The 17705-nt window shown below is 71.2% G+C and carries 18 protein-coding genes and 1 riboswitch; of the genes, 8 read left to right on the top strand and 10 right to left on the bottom strand.

What is annotated here, in order from left to right:
* Window positions 1-142 precede the first annotated feature (142 nt).
* The 3 genes from O5O46_RS28670 to thrC form a co-directional block, all read right to left on the bottom strand.
* The gene (locus O5O46_RS28670) at window positions 143-346 is read right to left on the bottom strand and encodes a cold-shock protein (protein ID WP_255932426.1); all 204 of its coding nucleotides are present in this window, start codon (window positions 344-346) and stop codon (window positions 143-145) included.
* A gap of 556 nt (window positions 347-902) precedes the next feature.
* Window positions 903-1178 carry a ubiquitin-like small modifier protein 1 gene (locus O5O46_RS28665; RefSeq protein WP_269858508.1) on the bottom strand — a complete coding sequence of 92 codons (276 nt, stop codon included), beginning with the start codon at window positions 1176-1178 and terminating at the stop codon, window positions 903-905.
* The gene (gene thrC / locus O5O46_RS28660) at window positions 1175-2461 is read right to left on the bottom strand and encodes a threonine synthase (protein ID WP_269858507.1); all 1287 of its coding nucleotides are present in this window, start codon (window positions 2459-2461) and stop codon (window positions 1175-1177) included. Before thrC ends, O5O46_RS28665 begins: the two co-directional genes overlap by 4 nt.
* Window positions 2462-2476: 15 nt before the next feature.
* Window positions 2477-2617: riboswitch (SAM riboswitch) on the bottom strand.
* A gap of 163 nt (window positions 2618-2780) precedes the next feature.
* On the opposite strand from thrC, the gene O5O46_RS28655 reads away from it, so the two are divergent.
* Together O5O46_RS28655 and O5O46_RS28650 are read left to right on the top strand one after the other, a co-directional pair.
* Window positions 2781-3749, top strand: coding sequence for a glucosyl-3-phosphoglycerate synthase (locus O5O46_RS28655; RefSeq protein WP_269858506.1), 969 nt, complete (start codon window positions 2781-2783; stop codon window positions 3747-3749).
* 121 nt (window positions 3750-3870) lie between these two features.
* A complete protein-coding gene (locus tag O5O46_RS28650) occupies window positions 3871-5322 on the top strand; it encodes an alpha,alpha-trehalose-phosphate synthase (UDP-forming) (protein ID WP_269858505.1) in 1452 nt (483 codons plus the stop codon).
* A gap of 1 nt (window position 5323) precedes the next feature.
* Here O5O46_RS28650 and otsB read toward each other — a convergent pair whose 3' ends face one another.
* The 3 genes from otsB to O5O46_RS28635 are packed head-to-tail and all read right to left on the bottom strand — an operon-like array spanning window position 5324 to window position 7744.
* The gene (gene otsB / locus O5O46_RS28645) at window positions 5324-6181 is read right to left on the bottom strand and encodes a trehalose-phosphatase (protein ID WP_269858504.1); all 858 of its coding nucleotides are present in this window, start codon (window positions 6179-6181) and stop codon (window positions 5324-5326) included.
* Between the two features lie 53 nt (window positions 6182-6234).
* Window positions 6235-6501, bottom strand: coding sequence for a DUF3263 domain-containing protein (locus tag O5O46_RS28640; RefSeq protein ID WP_269858503.1), 267 nt, complete (start codon window positions 6499-6501; stop codon window positions 6235-6237).
* A gap of 10 nt (window positions 6502-6511) precedes the next feature.
* Window positions 6512-7744, bottom strand: coding sequence for an extracellular solute-binding protein (locus O5O46_RS28635; RefSeq protein WP_269858502.1), 1233 nt, complete (start codon window positions 7742-7744; stop codon window positions 6512-6514).
* Window positions 7745-7973: 229 nt separating this feature from the next.
* Here O5O46_RS28635 and O5O46_RS28630 point away from each other — a divergent pair, with 229 nt between their 5' ends.
* The 3 genes from O5O46_RS28630 (at window position 7974) to O5O46_RS28620 (ending at window position 11123) form a co-directional block, all read left to right on the top strand.
* Window positions 7974-8906, top strand: a complete 933-nt coding sequence (locus tag O5O46_RS28630) for an ROK family protein (RefSeq protein ID WP_269858501.1) — start codon at window positions 7974-7976, stop codon at window positions 8904-8906.
* Complete coding sequence (gene nagA / locus O5O46_RS28625) at window positions 8906-10063, top strand: N-acetylglucosamine-6-phosphate deacetylase (protein WP_269858500.1); 1158 nt, start codon at window positions 8906-8908, stop codon at window positions 10061-10063. The genes O5O46_RS28630 and nagA overlap by 1 nt, the downstream gene beginning before the upstream one ends.
* 139 nt (window positions 10064-10202) lie before the next feature.
* Complete coding sequence (locus tag O5O46_RS28620; RefSeq protein WP_269858499.1) at window positions 10203-11123, top strand: 1-phosphofructokinase family hexose kinase; 921 nt, start codon at window positions 10203-10205, stop codon at window positions 11121-11123.
* A 51-nt stretch (window positions 11124-11174) separates the two neighbouring features.
* On the opposite strand, the gene O5O46_RS28615 is transcribed toward O5O46_RS28620, so the two are convergent.
* Together O5O46_RS28615 and cdgB are read right to left on the bottom strand one after the other, a co-directional pair.
* A complete protein-coding gene (locus O5O46_RS28615) occupies window positions 11175-12140 on the bottom strand; it encodes a CBM35 domain-containing protein (RefSeq protein WP_269858498.1) in 966 nt (321 codons plus the stop codon).
* Between the two features lie 110 nt (window positions 12141-12250).
* Window positions 12251-13870, bottom strand: a complete 1620-nt coding sequence (gene cdgB, locus O5O46_RS28610) for a diguanylate cyclase CdgB (protein WP_269858497.1) — start codon at window positions 13868-13870, stop codon at window positions 12251-12253.
* A 532-nt stretch (window positions 13871-14402) separates the two neighbouring features.
* Here cdgB and O5O46_RS28605 point away from each other — a divergent pair.
* On the top strand, window positions 14403-14876 hold the full coding sequence (locus O5O46_RS28605) for a flavin reductase family protein (protein WP_269858517.1): 474 nt from the start codon (window positions 14403-14405) through the stop codon (window positions 14874-14876).
* Window positions 14877-14913: 37 nt separating this feature from the next.
* On the opposite strand, the gene arfB is transcribed toward O5O46_RS28605, so the two are convergent.
* Window positions 14914-15342 carry an alternative ribosome rescue aminoacyl-tRNA hydrolase ArfB gene (gene arfB / locus O5O46_RS28600; protein WP_269858496.1) on the bottom strand — a complete coding sequence of 143 codons (429 nt, stop codon included), beginning with the start codon at window positions 15340-15342 and terminating at the stop codon, window positions 14914-14916.
* 90 nt (window positions 15343-15432) lie between these two features.
* Between arfB and O5O46_RS28595 the strand changes: the two genes are divergently transcribed.
* Together O5O46_RS28595 and O5O46_RS28590 are read left to right on the top strand one after the other, a co-directional pair.
* Window positions 15433-15921 (top strand): hypothetical protein, encoded by a 489-nt coding sequence (locus O5O46_RS28595; RefSeq protein WP_269858495.1) that lies wholly within the window; start codon window positions 15433-15435, stop codon window positions 15919-15921.
* Window positions 15922-15957: 36 nt separating this feature from the next.
* Entirely contained in the window at window positions 15958-16554 is a 597-nt protein-coding gene (locus tag O5O46_RS28590) for a lytic transglycosylase domain-containing protein (protein WP_269858494.1), read from the top strand.
* Window positions 16555-16668: 114 nt separating this feature from the next.
* Here the strand turns inward: O5O46_RS28590 and O5O46_RS28585 are convergent, their stop codons facing one another.
* Window positions 16669-17670: an alpha/beta hydrolase gene (locus O5O46_RS28585; protein WP_269858493.1), complete on the bottom strand. Its 1002-nt coding sequence runs from the start codon at window positions 17668-17670 to the stop codon at window positions 16669-16671.
* Window positions 17671-17705: the final 35 nt, after the last annotated feature.

Below are 17705 nucleotides of genomic sequence, written 5' to 3'. Positions count from 1 at the left end.
GCAGGGCCTCGATGAGGGGCGGTGGCCGGGCGACGGGTGGGCGCAGGCGCTTGGGTCGCCCGCCGCATACGCGAAGGGTCCGCGCCCCCCAAGGGGTGCGGACCCTTCGAACGTGAGGTCTCGTGGCGCGATGCGCCGGAGGTCAACCGGCGATCCGGACCATGTCAGCCTGCGGCCCCTTCTGGCCCTGCGAGATCTCGAACTCGACCCGCTGGCCTTCTTCGAGGGTGCGGTAGCCGTCCATCTGGATCGCGCTGTAGTGCACGAAGACGTCCGCACCACCGTCGACCGCGATGAAGCCGTATCCCTTCTCCGCGTTGAACCACTTGACGGTGCCCTGAGCCATCCCTAACTCCCCTATTACTGGCCCTTGCACGGGACCGCACTCCGCGGACCCGGGTCAGACCCCACCCCATAACACACGGAGGTGTGCGCCGGAACGCGTGTCGACCGCGGCTGAATGTATCTGTATGGACGCCCTCTGCAACAGGTCAATCGGACGAGAATTCTGTGCGCGCCCGATCGGTAATTCCGGGAAAAAGGCCGGGAATTCAGGGCAACTCGGACCGGGCATAGCCGACCAACGCGACAAATGGCACCCCGATTTCGGGTACAACTTGTCGCGTTCTTCACGTGCCCCCGGCACGTGCGTCACGTCCCGAGCCCGAGCGGCTGTACGGCGGTGGTGCGGCGGTGCGAACTGCGCTTGCGGCCCAGCATGGTCGGACGACCGTCGGCGAATGACCGGAAATGAGGTTTGGCCGCCTGTAAGCGGTGCCCTTGAAACGTGGACGACCGCTGTCGCGCCTACTGTACCGCGCCCGAGAACAAGCGCGTGCCCCGCCTGCCGCAATGGCAAACGGGGCGTTCGCAAATGGCCGGAAGTTTTCGGTGCCCGGAGGTCAGCCGCCGGCGACGGCCGGAATAATCGACACCCCGGCACCGTCGGGGGTGGCCGTCGCAAGGCCGCTGTCGAACCGCACGTCATCGTCGTTCACATAGACGTTCACGAAGCGGCGCAGCTTGCCCTGGTCGTCCAGGACACGGGCGGAGATGCCGGGATGGTTCTGCTCCAGTGACGCGATGACCTCGGACAGCGTGCTGCCCTCGGCCGTCACCTCGGCCTGTCCGCCGGTGTAGGTGCGCAGGATGGTCGGGATGCGGACGTTGACACTCATGCGAGGCCAGCCTCTCGGAACGAGTCAAGGGTGGGACGGATGATGGCGGTCGGGCCGGTGGTCGGCGCCACCGCGTCCAGGGTCTTCAGGCCGTCACCGGTGTTGATGGCGACGGTCTCGTCGGCCGGGTCGAGCTGGCCGGTCTCGATCAGCTTCCTCAGTACGCCGATGGTCACCCCGCCCGCGGTCTCGGCGAAGATGCCCTCGGTGCGGGCCAGCAGCTTGATCGCGTCGACGATCTGCTCGTCGTTGACGTCCTCGACCGCGCCACCGGTACGCCGGGCGATGTCCAGCACGTACGGGCCGTCGGCCGGGTTGCCGATCGCCAGCGACTTGGCGATGGTGTTCGGCTTCTGCGGACGCACCACGTCGTGCCCGGCCTTGAAGGCGGTGGAGACCGGGGAGCAGCCCTCGGCCTGCGCGCCGTAGATCCGGTACGGCTTGTCCTCGACCAGGCCGAGCTTGACCAGCTCCTGCAACCCCTTGTCGATCTTGGTGAGTTGGGAGCCGGAGGCGATCGGGATGACGATGTTGTCCGGCAGCCGCCAGCCGAGTTGCTCGCAGATCTCGTAGGCCAGCGTCTTGGAGCCCTCGCCGTAGTAGGGGCGCAGGTTGACGTTGGTGAAGCCCCAGCCCTCGCCGATCGGATCGCCGATCAGCTCGCTGCAGAAGCGGTTCACGTCGTCGTACGTGCCCTCGATGCCGACCAGTTCACCGCCGTAGACCGCGGCCATCACCACCTTGCCGGCCTCCAGGTCGTGCGGGATGAACACGCAGCTGCGGAAGCCCGCGCGCACCGCGGCGGCGCCGACGGCACCCGCGAGGTTGCCGGTGGAGGAGCAGGACAGCGTGGTCAGGCCGAAGTTGCGGGCCGCCTCGACGGCGATCGCCACCACCCGGTCCTTGAAGGAGTGGGTGGGGTTGCCCGAGTCGTCCTTGACGTGCAGACCGCCGGTGACGCCCAGTTCGCGGGCGAGCCGGTCGGCCTTGACGAGCTTGGTGAAGCCGGGGTTCAGGTTCGGCTTGGCGGCCACGTCGGCGGGGACGGGCAGCAGCGGCGCGTACCGCCAGATGCTGGTGGGGCCGGCCTCGATGCGCCTGCGCAGGCCCTCCGGGTCACCGCTGGGGAACTCGTAGGCGACCTCCAGCGGGCCGAAACACGCCTCGCAGGCGAAGATCGGGCCGAGCGGGAAGCGCTCGCCGCACTCGCGGCAGGACAGGGCCACGGCGGGGCCGAAGTCGGTGGAAGCGCTGACGGCGGATGCGACGGTTTCGACAGCCATATGGCGAGGCCTCTCTCCTCATCTTCCCCGCGGCGCTTCTCGCCGCGGGACGGAATTGGCACCTTCCCCACCGTGGCCTCGGCTGACAGCTGCGCGGCCGGTAGGAGGGTTGCCGGGACGTCAACGGGCCGTTCCCTCAGTCCCTCTGGATGAGCTCTATGGCACTGGGCTGTTCACCCAGGCGTTTTTCACGCGCTGCCGACATGCGGTCGTCAGGCGCGTTGCTCAAGACTGTAACCGAAGGGCCGGACAGTTGAGATAGTCGTCCGAACCGCGAGATGGGTCACACGCGCGGTTCCGCTGACAGGGAGGCGGGGCAGTGCTGGAAGAGGTGGAGCGCTGGCTGGAGCGACGGTCCTGGTCCACCGCCGACCGTCCGCTCGACCGGCTGCTCGCCGCCAAGCGCGCGATGGGCCCGGCTGGCACGGTGAGCGTGGTGCTGCCCGCGCTCAACGAGGAGGCCACCGTTGGCGCGATCGTCGGGGAGATCCGACGGGAGCTGATGAGCGAGGCCGCACCGCTGGTGGACGAGCTGGTGGTGATGGACTCCGGCTCCACCGACCGCACCGCCGAGGTGGCCGAGCGCGCCGGAGCGCGGGTGGTGCACCGGGACACGGTGCTGCCGCGGATCCCGGCGGTGCCCGGCAAGGGCGAGGTGCTCTGGCGTTCACTGATGGCCACCAGCGGGGAGATCGTCTGCTTCGTCGACGCCGACCTGCGGGACTTCGACGCCAGCTTCGTGTACGGGATCGTCGGGCCGTTGCTGACAGATCCCGAGGTGCATCTGGTCAAGGCGATGTACGACCGGCCGCTGGAGGCCGGCGGCACCGTCGTTCCGGCAGGCGGCGGCCGGGTCACCGAGCTGGTCGCCCGCCCGCTGCTCAACTTGCACTGGCCGCAACTGGCCGGTTTCGTACAGCCGCTGGGCGGCGAGTACGCGGCGCGGCGCGCACTGCTGGAGCGCCTGCCGTTCCCTGTGGGGTACGGGGTGGAGCTGGGCATGCTGGTGGACGCGCTGGCCTGCGTCGGGCTCGACGCGCTGGCCCAGGTGGACGTCGGGGTACGGCACCACCGGCACCAGGACTCCCATGCGCTCGGCCGGATGGCCGCGACGATCTACCGCACTGCCCAGGTACGGCTGGCCCGGGCCGCCATGGTGCGGCCGGTGCTGACGCAGTTCGACCGGGGGCCGGAGGGCGGTTTCGAGCCACGCGTCCACGAGGTGGTGGTCGAGGAGCGGCCGCCGATGATCACCGTCCCCGAGTACGCCGCCCGCCGCGCCGCGTAGTCTCCGCACCGCGCCGATCAGCGGCCCTCGCCGGGCGGAAGGGCTCCCTTGACGCCGGACCGAACCCGACCGGGGACGGAAAAACGCTCATGGTGAGCGGAACGCATCGTAGGCTGGCCGTATGGTCGCTACGCGCGCAGCCCAGGTCCTGGTCGCGTCCAACCGCGGACCGGTCTCGTACAGCCGTGCCGAGGACGGCTCACTCACCGCCCGGCGCGGTGGCGGAGGACTGGTCTCCGGACTGAGCGCGATCGGCGCCGACGCGGACTCGGTGTGGGTGTGCGCGGCGCTCTCCGACGACGACCGCGCGGCGGCCGCGGCCGTGGGCGGACGGCTGGACCCGGCCGACACCGGCGGTCAGCGGGTGCGGATGCTGGACATCGACCCGGCGGTGTTCGCCGGGGCGTACAACGGCATCGCCAACTCGGTGCTGTGGTTCGTCCACCACCTCCTCTACCAGACCCCGCTGGAACCCGTTTTCAACCAGGACTTCCGCGCCGAGTGGGCGCAGTACGAGAGCTACAACGCGGCGTTCGCCGACGCGCTGGCCGAAGAGGCCGCCGAGGGCTCGGCCGTCCTGGTACAGGACTACCACCTGACACTGACACCCCGGCTGCTGCGCGAGCGCCGCCCCGATCTGCGGATCGGCCACTTCTCGCACACCCCGTGGGCCCCGCCGGACTACTTCCGGCTGCTGCCCGACGACATCGCCACCTCGGTGCTGCGCGGCGTCCTCGGCGCGGACCGGGCCGCGTTCCTCACCCGCCGCTGGGCGGACGCCTTCGCCGCGTGCTGCGCCGACCTGCTGGGCGCCGAAGTCACCGCGGACGGCCACGGGTTGGCGGTCCGCCACGAGGGCCGCACCACCCGGCTCGGGGTGCACGGCCTGGGCGCCGACGCCGAGTTCCTACGGGAGCGCGCGCACCGCCCGGACGTGGACGAGCGGATGGCCGCGCTACGGGAGCAGATCGGTCCGGACCGCAAGGTCATCGTCCGGGTGGACAGGACCGAGCTGTCCAAGAACATCGTGCGCGGCCTGCTGGCCTACGAGCGGCTGCTCGCCACCCACCCCGAGTGGCACGGCCGCGTGGTGCACGTCGCCTTCGCCTACCCCTCGCGCCATGACCTGGCCGTCTACCGCGACTACACGGCCACCGTGCAGCGGGTGGCCGAGGAGGTCAACTCCCGCTACGGCACGGCCGACTGGCAGCCGCTGATCCTGCACGTCAAGGACGACTTCGCCCGCTCGCTCGCCGCCTACCGGCTGGCCGACGTGGCGCTGGTCAACCCGATCAGGGACGGGATGAACCTGGTCGCCAAGGAGGTCCCGGTGGTCTCCGAGGGCGGCTGCGCCCTGGTGTTGTCCCGGGAGGCGGGCGCCTTCGCGGAGCTGGGCGAGGACGCGATCGTGGTGAACCCGTACGACGTGGAGGCGACCGCGCGGGCGCTGCACGAGGGGCTGGCGATGCCCGACGGCGAGCGGGCCGTGCGCGCCAAGCGGCTGGCCGCGGCGGCCACCGCACTGCCGCCGCAACGCTGGTTCCTCGACCAACTGGCCGCGCTGAGCGACTAGTTCAGGCCAACGCGTCGGCCAGCGCGGCGAGCAGCTCCACCATGCCTTCCGGGCCGTCGACCACCAGGTCGGCGCGGGCGGCGAGTTCGGCGACCTCGTTGCTGCCGCTGCACACCAGCACCCCGGGCACGCCCTCCGCCCGGAGCTCCTCCACCGCGTCGAAGGCGGCCAGGTCACCGAGGTCGTCCCCGCCGTAGAGCACCGCGCCGGCGCCGGTCTCCCGTACGTAGGAGGCCAGCGCGACGCCCTTGTCCATGCCCGGCGGCCGAAGCTCCAGCACCATGCGTCCCGGTTCGACGATCAGGCCGTGCTTGTGGGCGAGTTCGGTGAGCGGCCCGCGCAGCGCCTCCAGGGCGGCGTTCGGGTCGTCGGTCCTGCGGGTGTGCACGGCGACGGCGCGACCGCCCTTGTGCTCGATGTGCGCGGTCTCCACCCAGGTGTCGCGCCAGGCGCCGAGGCGTTCGAGGAATCCGGGCAGCTCGGCCCGTACCGCCAGTACGCCCGGGTCGTCGCCGGGACCGCGCACCTCACCGGAGACGGCGTCCCAGCGCTCGGCGCCGTAGTGGCCGAGCACCACCAGGTTCTCCAGGCCGGGTACGCCCGCGAAGCCCCCGTAGCGCACCGCGACTCCGGCCGGGCGGCCGGTGATCACCACGACCGAGGCTACCCGCGGCGCCAGCCGGGAGAGCACCGGCACCGCGCGCGGATGCGCCCGGGCCTGCTCCGGGTCGGCGACGATCGGAGCCAGCGTGCCGTCGAAGTCCAGCGCCACCACGGCCCGCTTGGGCTCGGCCAGCAGCGCGGCCATCCCGGCCTTGCCCGCTGGCGTTACGGGGGTGGGAACAGGTTGGCTGCCCATGCCCCGACCCTACCGGCAGCAGGTGCGGCCGTGGTCGCATTCCCCCCCGTCGGCTAACGGTTGGCGCGGCGCGCCTCGCGCAGTCGGCGCAGACGGTTGACGGTGGCGGGGGCGTGGGCGAGGGCGCGGGGGTCGTCCAGCAGGGCGTTGAGGAGTTGGTAGTACAGGTGCGGCGAGATGCCCAACCGCTCCCTTACGACCCGCTCCTTGGCGCCCACCGTCGGCCATGAGCGCCCGGCCACGTCGAGGATGCCGCGCTCCCGCTCGGACAGGGCGCCAACCCGCTCCGTCACCGGCGCCACCTCCTCGGCACGTCCCACGCCGTCAACGCTACTTCGCTGCGGCGCTGTTGTCCGCCGCTTCCGCGGTGCGCTGGAGGTCGCCGAGGACGCCGACCGGGTCCTGGGTGGCCGCCCGGCCGATGACCTGCTTCAGCTTGGCGTTGACCGGGCCCCAGGAGACCTTGTTGTCCGGGTAGAAGCGGGCGCTCGGCAGTTCGTTCAGGAACGGCCAGACCGGCTTCAGGGAGGAGTCGGCGAGCATCGCGTTGGACGCGGACACCGTGACCGGCTGGAGGTCGTAGGCGCGCAGGAACCGCAGCGTGTTCTGCTGGCTGTACGCGAACTCCAGGAACTTGCCGATCTGCTGCCGGTTGCCGTTCTTCTTGAACGCCATCATCCAGTCGGCGACACCGACCGTGGACGCCAGCGGACCGCCCTTGCCGGGGATCTTGGCGATGCCGAAGTCGACCCTGGCCCTGTCGGCCATCTGCATCAGCGTGGGGTGGCCGTTGAGGAAACCGCAGTCACCGGCGGCGAACGCGTTGAACACGTCCTGGCGGTTGGTGGTGGCCGGGTTGCGGCCGGACAGGCCGGTGTCGGAGAGGTTGGCCTTGATCCACTGGAAGGCCTCGATGTTCTGCGCCGAGTTGATGGTGTAACTGCCCACGTCGTCGGTGTAGTTGCCGCCGTTGCCGAGCATCCATATCAGCGTCTCCGCGGCCGGCTCCTCCGGCCCGAACGGCAGGCCGAACGGCACCTTCACGCCCGCCGCCTTCAGCTTCTGGGCGGCGGCCTTGAGGTCGTCCCAGCTCTTCGGCGGCTGAGCGGCGCCGCTGGCGTCGACGATCCCGGCCTGCTTGAACAGAGTCTTGTTGTAGAAGAGCATGCGCGCGCTGGAGACGAACGGCATGCCGTACTGGGTCCGGTTGACGCTGCCCGCGTCCGCCATGGAGCTGATGAAGTCGGCCTGGGCGGGTATGGAGAGCAGGTCGTCCACGCTGTAGAGCAGGCCCTTGGCCGCGTAGTCGGCGTACGCGCCGCACTGCGCGATGTCGGGGGTCTGCCCGGCGGCCACCATGTCGGCGACCTTCTTGTCCACCACGTCCCAGCTGTAGACCTTGACGTCAACCGTGATGTCGGGGTTCTTCTGCTTGAACTGGCCGGCGACGTCGTTCCAGTACGTCTGCGAGGTGTTGGTGGCGTTGTCGCCGTAGTCCGCCGCGACCATGGTGAGCTTGGTGCCGCCGCCCGTCGCGCCGCCACCGCATCCCGTCAGCGACATCGCTCCCGCGAGGCCACCCCCCGCCGCGAGCCCAAGGAACCGCCGCCGCTCCACTGTGTACCTACCGCCCTTTGCGCCTCGTCCCCGCCGAAAGCGCCAATATACGTGCCGCGCCAGGTGCGCCCGCCGCCCACCCACCCCGTCCACGGGGACGGCAAACGGGTGGGCGGCCGGCGCAGCACAACGGGTGGACTAGACCAGTGCGGCGCGACCGGTCAGACTGGTCACCGTGGAACACGTCATCGCCCTGGACGTAGGCGGCACCGGCATGAAGGCCGCGCTGGTCGCGGCGGACGGCACCCTCCTGTACGAGGCGCGCCGCCCCACGCACCGCGAGCGCGGTCCGGAAGCCGTGATCACCGCCATACTCGACTTCGCCGCGCAGCTGCGCTCCCACGGCGAGCGGACCCTCGGCAGGACCGCCGCCGCGGCGGGCGTCGCGGTACCCGGGGTGGTCGACGACGCGCGCGGCGTCGCCGTCTACTCGTCCAACATCGGCTGGCGGGACGTGCCCATGCGCTCGCTGCTCGCCGACCGGCTGGGCGGGATCCCCACCGCCCTCGGCCATGACCTGCGCTGCGGCGGGCTCGCCGAGGGGCGGCTGGGCGCCGGGCGCGACCAGGACCGGTTCCTGTTCCTCGCGCTGGGCACCGGGATCGCCGCCGCCATCGGCATCGACGGCCGGATCGAGCCGGGCGCGCACGGCTCGGCGGGCGAGATCGGCCACATCGTGGTGCGCCCCGGCGGACGCCGCTGTCCCTGCGGGCAGACCGGCTGCCTGGAGACCGAGGCGTCGGCCGCCGCGGTGGCCCGCGACTGGGCCGAGGCCAGCGGTGACCCGGCGGCCACCGCCGCCGACTGCGCGCAGGCGGTCGACAAGGCCGACCCGCGCGCGCTGGCCGTCTGGCGCAACGCCGTCAGCGCCCTGGCCGACGGCCTGGTGACCGGGCTCACCCTGCTCGACCCGGGAACGCTGATCGTCGGCGGCGGGCTGGCCGAGGCGGGCGAGACGCTGCTGGCGCCGCTGCGCGAGGCCGTCACGGAGCGCGTGACGTTCCAACGGCTCCCCCTCATCGTTCCGGCGGCCCTCGGGGACGCTGCCGGGTGCCTGGGCGCGGGTCTGCTCGCCTGGGACCGACTCTCCGTGGAGGTAACCGCCTGATGGACACACAGCACACCGATCGCCGCGAAGTCCTCACCGGGGCACGGGTGGTACTGCCGTCGGGCGTCGTCCGGGACAGCCTGACCGTCGAGGGCGGCCGGATCGCCGCCAACCGCTACGACGAGCGCGGCGGCACCGACCTTTCCGGGCACTGGATCGTGCCCGGTTTCGTCGACATCCACGTGCACGGCGGCGGCGGTGCCTCGTTCTCCGCGGGCACCGCCGAGGAGGCGCTGACCGCCATCGGCACCCACCGCGCCCATGGCACCACCACCATGCTCGCCTCGACCGTCACCGGTGACCTGGACGACCTCGCCCGCCAGGCCGGCGCGCTGTCCGAACTGGTCGAGCAGGGCGAGTTGGCCGGAATCCACTTCGAGGGTCCGTTCATCTCCCCGCACCGCTGCGGCGCGCACGAGCCGACGCTGCTGCGCGATCCGGACCCGGCCGACGTACGGAAGCTGGTCGACGCGGCGCGCGGCACCGCCCGGATGATGACGCTCGCCCCCGAACTGCCCGGCGGGCTGGACTCGGTACGGCTGCTGGTCGAGCACGGGGTCATCGCCGCCGTGGGCCACACCGACGGGGACTACGACGCGACGCTGGAGGCGATCGACGCGGGCGCGACCGTCGCGACGCACCTGTTCAACGCCATGCCGGCGCTGGCCCACCGCGCTCCCGGCCCGATCGCCGCGCTCCTCGGCGACGAGCGGGTCACGGTGGAGCTGATCAACGACGGCACCCATCTGCACCCGTCCGTCCTGGAGTTGGCGTTCCGCAACGCGGGTGCCCGGCGGGTGGCGTTCATCACCGACGCGATGGGCGCGGCCGGTATGAGCGACGGCCGCTATCCGCTCGGCCCGATGCAGGTCGAGGTCAAGGACGGGGTGGCCCGGCTCGTGGAGGGCGGCTCCATCGCGGGATCCACGCTCACCCTGGACACCGCGTTCCGCCGCGCGGTGACCGTCGACCGGCTGCCGATCGAGCAGGTCGTACAGGCCATTTCCGCCAACCCGGCCAAGCTGCTCGGGCTTTACGACCGCGTCGGCTCGCTGGAGCCGGGCAAGGACGCCGACCTCGTGGTCCTGGACGACGACTTCGCGCTGGCGGGTGTGATGCGCAGGGGCGAGTGGGTGGTGCGGCCCACCGGCAGGTGACGCATTCGTACGGCTTCGTGCCGTGAAGCCGGACGGCGGTCGGCCCGACTCTGGGCCGACCGCCGTTCTTTTGGCATGATCGCTCGCGAAACGGCTTCCGAGACCGAGCGAGTCCTATCGAGACAGGGGTGCTGGCGCGATGATCCTGACGGTCACGCTCAACGCCGCCCTCGACGTGACATACCGTGTGCCACGGCTGGAACCGCACGCCACCCACCGGGTGCGCGAGGTCGTCGAGCGGCCCGGCGGAAAGGGCCTCAACGTCGCCCGGGTGCTGGCCGCACTGGGTCATGGCACCACCGTCACCGGCCTGGTCGGCGGCCGTACGGGCGAAGCGCTGCGCGCCCTGCTGCGGCAGACCGCCCCCGGGGTGGCCGACGCGCTGGTCACGGTGGCGGGCGACACCCGCCGCACCGTCGCGGTGGTGGACGGCTCCAGCGGCGACACCACGATGTTCAACGAGCCGGGACCGGTCATCAGCCCCGAGGAGTGGACGGCCTTCCTAGACCGCTACCGCGAACTGCTGGCGGACGCACGGGCAGTGGCGCTGTGCGGCAGCCTGCCGCCGGGCCTGCCGGTGGGCTCGTACGCCGAACTGGTACGCACCGCACGGTCGGTGGGCGTGCCGGTGCTGCTGGACACCAGCGGCGAGGCGCTGCGCCGGGGCATCGCGGCCCGGCCGGACGTGGTCAAGCCCAACGCGGAGGAGCTGGCCCAACTCACGGGCCTGACCGATCCGTTGCGCGCCGCCCGGGAGGCACGGCGGCGCGGGGCACGGGCGGTGGTCGCCTCCGGTGGCGCGGAGGGGATGCTGGCGGTCACCGAACGCGGCATCTGGCGGGCCGCCCCGCCCAGGCGGCTCTCCGGCAACCCGACCGGTGCGGGCGACTCGGCCGTGGCGGGCCTGTTGTCCGCGACGGCGGAGGACCTCCCCTGGCCCGACCGCCTGGCCCGCGCGGTGGCGCTCTCCGCGGCCACGGTACTCACGTCCGCGGCGGGGGAGTTCGACCGGGAGCGGTACGAGGTTCTGCTGCCGCAGGTCGCGGTCACCGAGCAGTAGGGCTTCGGGGGCACACCCACGTTCCAGGACGAGCCCCCGACTCCCCTGCGGTTACCAGCCTTCCGGCTTGGCGTTCTGGTCGACCGTCACGCCCACCCGGTCCAGGTTGTAGTGGCAGACGTCGCCGGGGGCGCAGGTCAACGCGATCGTGTTGGCACCCTGGTTGAGGTTCACCGACATCCACGAGGTGTACCACAGGTCCCAGTTGCCCGCCGTGCCGTAGTTCTTGAGGTTGATCTTGTAGCTCAGCGGCTTGCCGTTGACCACGACGGTGCTCTTCGCGTCGTCCGGCTGGGCGTTGGCGTAGCGGACCCACAGGGCGTAGGTGCCCGTCTTCGGCACGGTGGCGTTCCAGGTGACGGTGGCGCCCGGCGTCTCCATACCGTCCACGAACGCGCCGTTGGGGCCCTTGGCGCCCTGGTGGTTGTTGTCGGTCTTCGCCCCGCCGCTCAACGTCAGCGTGGCGGCGAACTCCTGCGGCAGCTTCGCGTTCGGGTCGCTGCTCGCGGACGGCGAGGGGCTTTGGGAGCCCTGTGAAGTGCTGGGCGCGGGGCTGGTGTTGGCGCCCGCCTGGTTGTCCGACTTGTCACTGCCGGTCAGCGCGGCGACGCCGATGCCGACGGCGACCACCACGACCACCGCGATGGCGCCGAGCATCAGTCCGCGCCGGTTGGAACCAGAACCCCGGCCGCCGCCGTGGCCCCCGCGATGTGCGGGCGGGGCGGCGGCGTACTGCTGCTGCGGCTGGGCCTGGGCCTGGGTCTGGGGCGGCGGCGGATAGCCGTAGCCGCTCTGCTGTGGCGCCTGGCGCCGCTCACCGACCCGGGTGACCTGGTTGTACGAGGTGCGCGGCACGCCCGCCCGGCGCCCACCACCGCCCTCGAACGAGGCGTTTCGCGCCCCTGTGGCGTTCGATCGGTCGGCCGCGGACGCGGCCTCGTCACCCTCCCCGCGGTACAGGTACGCGAAGGGGTCGTCGTTCTCGGGCTCTGGCGTGCCGTTACCCGCGGCCGTCATCCGCTGCTCACTCCCCACTGCGTCCGGCCACCGCGGACCGGATATTGCTGGACCCGCGCGAGCCTACCCCGATCCGGTGGCTCAACGCGTGTCCCCGCCCACAGCGGTGATCAGCCCGCCCGGCGCTGGGCCTTGGCCCGGGAGCGCTTCTCGACGTACATCCGCTGGTCGGCGGAGTGCAGCACTTCCTCCACCGTCATCCCACAGCCCGCCCAGCCGATGCCGAAGCTGGCGCCGACCCGCACCGCCCGGCCGTCCACCCTGATCGGCGGGATGATCGCGTTGCGCAGCCGGACGGCGAGGTCCTGGGCGCCGTCCCGGTCCAGGCCGTCGGCGAGCACCACGAACTCGTCGCCGCCGAGCCGGGCCACGGTGTCCCCGTCCCGCACGACGCTGGACAGCCGCCTTGCCACCTCGATCAGCACCGCGTCACCGGTGTGGTGGCCGAACCTGTCGTTGATCGACTTGAAGCCGTCCAGGTCGCAGAACAGCACCGCCAGGCCCTTGCCGCTCTCGCCCTCACCCTCGTCCGGCTCGATGGCGTGGACGTGGTGGTCATAGGGGTGTGCGGGCGGCGCGGGGAAGCTGTACCCGAACTCGTCCAGGTCGTCGGCGCTGGCGGTGTGCTCCTCGGCGGCGAACGGACGGGAGCAGAGCCGGGCGCTCAGCCGGGCCCGCAGTTCGGCGCTGTTCGGCAGGCCGGTGAGGGAGTCATGGCTGGCGCGGTGCGCCAGGGCGAGTTCGTGCCGCTTGCGCTCCTCGATGTCCTCGACATGGGTGAGCAGGAAGCGCGGCCCGTCGGTGGTGTCGGCCACCACCGAGTTGCGCAGCGACACCCACAGGTACGTGCCGTCCCGGCGGGCAAGCCGCAGCTCGGCCCGGCCGCCCTCGGCCGAGGTGCGCAGCAGCGTCCCGATGTCCTCGGGATGCACCAGGTCGGAGAAGGAGTAGCGGCGCATCTGGTTGGCCGGGCGGCCCAGCATCCGGCACAGCGCGTCATTGGCGCGCAGCAGCTTGCCGTGCTGGTCGCCGCCCATCTCGGCGATCGCCATACCGCTGGGCGCGTACTCGAACGCCTGCCGGAAGCTCTCCTCGCTGGCCCGCAGCGCCTGCTGCTCGCGCTCCAGCCGGACCAGCGCGCGCTGCATGTTGGCGCGCAGCCGGGCGTTGCTGATCGCGATGCCCGCCTGGAACGAGTAGGTCTGCAGAGCCTCCCGGGCCCAGGCGCCGGGGCGGCGGCCACCACGCGGCCGGTCCACCGAGATCACGCCGATCAGCTCGCCGCCGCCCGCCGGGGTGGCGTACATGGGGGCGAGCAGCCGGTCCTGCGGGTGCCACTCGTCGGACAGGCGCGGCGCGGGGCCGCCCTCCCGGTGCCAGCTCGGTACGTCGTCGCCGTCCAGCACCCAGCCCTCGTCGTACGGGATGAAACGCAGCGACCCCCACCGGTGGCCCATCGCCAGCCGCCGCTCCCAGGAGGCCCGGGAACCGACCCGGCCCGCCATCAGCGCCTCGGCGCCCGCGCTTCCGGCGACCGCGGCGACGACCAGATCGCCGTCGGGCCGCACCAGGTTCACAGCGCACAGCTCGTACCCCAACCCGCTGACCACGCCGTCGGCGACGGCCTGCAGGGTGTCGGCCAGGCTGCGGGCGGTGTTCAGGTCCGCGACGACCTGGTGCAGCTGGCGCAGAGTCGCGAGGCGGACGTACGGCTCCGACTCCGTGTCCATGTCTCTCCCCCGAGCCTCGACGAGTTCCACTTCGTACTTCTTGGGTTCCTCGGTTGTTAATCCCTTGGTCTGTTCGCGATTTCCTATCGTCCGATTGCCACCGCAACTGAATCACAGCGAGCAGCCCAGCGGGTACACAGGGTCAACAATTCCCCCTCCTTGTGACTGAGGTCACAGCCCTCTGTCAAAAGTCGGGCACGGTAAGTGGTTTCGTGCGCAAGACTTTGGGGTTCGAACGTTACATACCGGACGCCCGGCCGGAATCTGTGTCCGGAGCGTACGACACGAGCCCCCAGAAGACCTAGGTCTCCTCGCGGAGCCCGTATGGTCCGTCCGCCCGACGCGCGGGCCGCGGCCGCCGGTTACCGTTTGGTACGTGTTGCAGGAATCCCCCGAGCAGACCGCCCCAGCCATGCCCCCGGCCGAGGGCATCCCTCATGCTGGAGGCGTGCCGAACCCCGATGAGCGTGTGAGCCCGGCGGAGCCGCGCTCCGGCGAGCCGCGGGCTAGCGCCGACGAGTTCCGTGCCGCGATGTCCCGGCTCGCCGCGGGCGTCACGCTGATCACCGCGCACGACCCGGAGGACGGGTTGGCGGGCGAGGACGTCGGGATGACCGCGACCGCGTTCCTCTCGGTCTCGCTGGAACCGCCGCTGGTGCTGGTCAGTGTGCGGGTGGGGTCGCGGATGGACGAGCTGCTGGAGCGGCAGCCGTGCTGGGCGGCCTCGGTGCTCAGCGAGAGTCAGCGGCATGTCGCGGGCCGCTTCGCGATGCGCGGCCGGGTCAGCGACCGCCTGCTGTTCGACGACATCCCGTACACCCGGGGCGCCGTCTCGGGCGCTCCGCTGATCGGCGGCGCGCTGTCGATCCTGGAGTGCCGCACCACGCAGCGCGTTCCGGCCGGAGACCACACCCTGGTCATAGCCGAGGTGCTCACCGCCCGCACACCGAGCGCGGGCGGCCGTCCGCTGGCGTACTTCCGCGGGCGCTACCACCAGTTGGGCTGACCCGAGCGCCCTGGGCCGGTCCGCCCCGGGCGGCCCGTCAGTCCCAGCCGCGCCCGCTGCGCCCGCGCTTGATGTCGCTGCGCTCGCGCTTGACCCGCAGCCTGCGTTCGTTGATGCCGCGCGGCACCTTCGTGGGACGGCGCGGCTTGGGCGGTGGCGCGGTGGCCTGCGCCAGCAGCGCGGCGAGCCGAACCGCCGCGGTCTCCCGGTTGCGCCACTGGGAGCGGTGCTCGCTGGCCCGTACCACCAGCACGCCGTCCACCAGGCGGTCCGCCAGCCGCTCCAGCGCGCGCTCCTTCCAGACCGCGGGCAGCGACTGGGTGGCCGCCAGGTCGAAGCGCAACTCCACCTGGCTGTCAGTGGTGTTCACGTGCTGCCCGCCCGGTCCGGACGAGCGCGAGAAACGCCACATCAGCTCGGCCTCCGGTACGGAGACCGAACCGCGTATGACGAGTGGTCCGGACATGGCTCCATGGTCCCCGGTAACGGCGGTCCCGTCACGCCGTTTTACCCTCCCCCGGGCGGTCGCTCCGCCGACGGCACCTAGGATTCCGGGGTGATCGACCTCGGATACGCCCTGTCGCGCCGGTTTCCCGACCCGCCGCAGACCGACTACCGGACCGCTGACGTGTACGCGCTGCGGCACGACCTGTTCTGCGGCGACGTCTACCTGGCGGAGGGCGACCGTGAGCTGTCCACAGCCTGGGGATGGGTGCCGGTGCTGGACTTCGCCTGGGCGCTGTGCGACATCACCGAGCAGCTCGACCAGGACCCCATGGGCAGCCGGGCCGCCCGGCCGCAGCGGGCCGAGCTGGACTTCACCCAGTCGACCGAGCGGCTGCGCTTCGAGCGGCGCTTCGGCTGGGTGGACATCACCGCGGACTGGGCGGAGGACGAGCCGCCCATCTCGGTACGGCACAGTGATCTGCGCCGCGAAGCAAGGGACTTCCTGCACGATGTACTGGCGGACCTGGTAGACATGCACGACGGCCTCGCCGACAACCCCGCCGTGTGGAACCTGCGGGCCCGCCTTCCCCGTGTATAGAGGGGAAGCACAAACCTCCCGTTACGGTGGAATTACATGGAGATACAAACCAGGCGCTCAGGCCGCCGAGGGTGTCTGGTGGGACTGGCCTTCGGAGCCGTACTCGTAGTCGCCGCCGCCCTCGGCATCGTCTGGTGGCTGACCCGGCCGCCCGCGCTGCCCACCATTCCCAACCAGTACCTGGCGACCGTTCAGTCGGCCGCCAAGACGTGCCCGGAGCTGAGCGTTCCGATGCTGGCCGCGCAACTCGACGCCGAGAGCCACTGGAACCCCCAGGCGGACTCCGGCCAGGCCCAGGGCATCGCGCAGTTCTACCCGTCGACCTGGGCGGAGTGGGGCAAGGACTACACCGGCGACGGCAAGGCCGACGTGTGGAACCCGGCCGACGCCATCCCGGCCCAGGGTGCCTACATGTGCCACCTGTTCAACGAGGTCAAGAGCATCCCCGGCGACCCCACCCAGCTCGCGCTCGCCGCGTACAACGCGGGCCCCGGCGCGGTGCTCAAGGCCCAGGGCATCCCGCAGATCCCCGAGACGCAGAACTACGTCAACCGGATCGAGGCGCTGATCCCGAAGTACACCCAGACCTACGCGAAGCAGATCGGCGCGTCACCCAGCCCGTCGGGCAACTGACGACCACACGCGAAAGGGGTCCGCACCTCGTCGGTGCGGACCCCTTTCGCGTGTCCTACGGCGTGGCGCCCCCGAGCCGGCCCCGGGGCGCCGTACGCTGACGTCGTCAGCTGATCATTCGGACGGACCCTGCATGTGCTGGCTGATCCACTCGATCGTGCCCTCGTCCATGCCCCGGGTGTAGCTGCGGGCGTTGTGCTCGCCGCCGGCGATCACCTGCAGCCGGGTGTGGACCGGGCCGCGTCCGTACTCCTGTATGAACTGCTTGACCTTGACCATGTCGGACGTCTCGGTGGTGCCGACCTGGAAGCCCAGGTAGACGTCCGGGCCGCCCTTCTTGGCCAGTTCCTTGGCCAGGTACTGCGGGTTGTTGGCCTGCATCGCGGCCTTGTCGCCGTGCCACAGCGGCGAGTCCGGAACTATGTCCGGACCGCTGGGTATCGCGGCCTTGAAGGTGTCCGGGTACTGCAGCACGCTCTTGAGGCCGCAGAAGCCGCCGGAGGACGAGCCCATGAAGCCCCAGCCGTCACGGGTCTTCAGGGTGCGGAAGTTCTGCTTCACCAGGTCCGGCACGTCCTGGGTGAGCCATGTGCCCATCTTCTGCGAGCCCGGTATGTCACTGCAGTCGTGGTACTGCTTGTCCGGGTTGATCACCGGCATCACCAGGATGAAGGGCAGCGCCTTGCCCTCCTGGGACCACTTGTAGAAGTCCTCCTGGAGCTTCAGGTCGGCGCCGAACCAGTAGTTGGTCGGCCAGCCCTCACCACCGGGCAGGGCGATGATCACCGGGAAGCCCTTGTTGGCGTTCTCCTTCTGGAAGTACTGCGGCGGCGCCCAGACCCACACCTTGCCGGTGAAGCCGGACTTCGCACCGTGGTAGGTGGTCACACCTATCTTGGTGTTGTCCGCCGCCTCGACCGTCCGCTGCACCTTGAAGTTCGCGGCCGGGCCGGTCGGCATCTGTGCCAGGGAGTTCGGGTTGTCCGGCTTCGGCGCCGCGGAGCCCGCGGCGCTCGGGTTCGTGTTGCCGAACGACACCGGGTCGCCTTCGTCGCTGCAACCGGCGACCAGGCCCAGGGATATCAGGGCCACAGCCGCGGTCAGCCAACGTTTCATCAAGGGTCGCTCCACCGAATCGTTCTTCCTAACGG

This window comes from Streptomyces sp. RPT161, assembly GCF_027533845.1.
GTDB classification, from domain to species: Bacteria; Actinomycetota; Actinomycetes; order Streptomycetales; family Streptomycetaceae; genus Streptantibioticus_A; species Streptantibioticus_A silvisoli_A.
The sequence above is the reverse complement of the archived record's forward strand: the minus strand, read 5'-3'. Positions and strand labels throughout refer to the sequence as shown.

Bases quoted from the DNA above. Each gene is read 5' to 3' on its own strand.
- O5O46_RS28670 (WP_255932426.1), bottom strand. From the start codon at position 346: ATGGCTCAGGGCACCGTCAAGTGGTTCAACGCGGAGAAGGGATACGGC.
- O5O46_RS28665 (WP_269858508.1), bottom strand. From the start codon at position 1,178: ATGAGTGTCAACGTCCGCATCCCGACCATCCTGCGCACCTACACCGGC.
- thrC (WP_269858507.1), bottom strand. From the start codon at position 2,461: ATGGCTGTCGAAACCGTCGCATCCGCCGTCAGCGCTTCCACCGACTTC.
- O5O46_RS28650 (WP_269858505.1), top strand. From the start codon at position 3,871: ATGGTCGCTACGCGCGCAGCCCAGGTCCTGGTCGCGTCCAACCGCGGA.
- otsB (WP_269858504.1), bottom strand. From the start codon at position 6,181: ATGGGCAGCCAACCTGTTCCCACCCCCGTAACGCCAGCGGGCAAGGCC.
- O5O46_RS28635 (WP_269858502.1), bottom strand. From the start codon at position 7,744: ATGTCGCTGACGGGATGCGGTGGCGGCGCGACGGGCGGCGGCACCAAG.
- nagA (WP_269858500.1), top strand. From the start codon at position 8,906: ATGGACACACAGCACACCGATCGCCGCGAAGTCCTCACCGGGGCACGG.
- O5O46_RS28620 (WP_269858499.1), top strand. From the start codon at position 10,203: ATGATCCTGACGGTCACGCTCAACGCCGCCCTCGACGTGACATACCGT.
- O5O46_RS28615 (WP_269858498.1), bottom strand. From the start codon at position 12,140: ATGACGGCCGCGGGTAACGGCACGCCAGAGCCCGAGAACGACGACCCC.
- cdgB (WP_269858497.1), bottom strand. From the start codon at position 13,870: ATGGACACGGAGTCGGAGCCGTACGTCCGCCTCGCGACTCTGCGCCAG.
- O5O46_RS28605 (WP_269858517.1), top strand. From the start codon at position 14,403: ATGTCCCGGCTCGCCGCGGGCGTCACGCTGATCACCGCGCACGACCCG.
- arfB (WP_269858496.1), bottom strand. From the start codon at position 15,342: ATGTCCGGACCACTCGTCATACGCGGTTCGGTCTCCGTACCGGAGGCC.
- O5O46_RS28590 (WP_269858494.1), top strand. From the start codon at position 15,958: ATGGAGATACAAACCAGGCGCTCAGGCCGCCGAGGGTGTCTGGTGGGA.
- O5O46_RS28585 (WP_269858493.1), bottom strand. From the start codon at position 17,670: ATGAAACGTTGGCTGACCGCGGCTGTGGCCCTGATATCCCTGGGCCTG.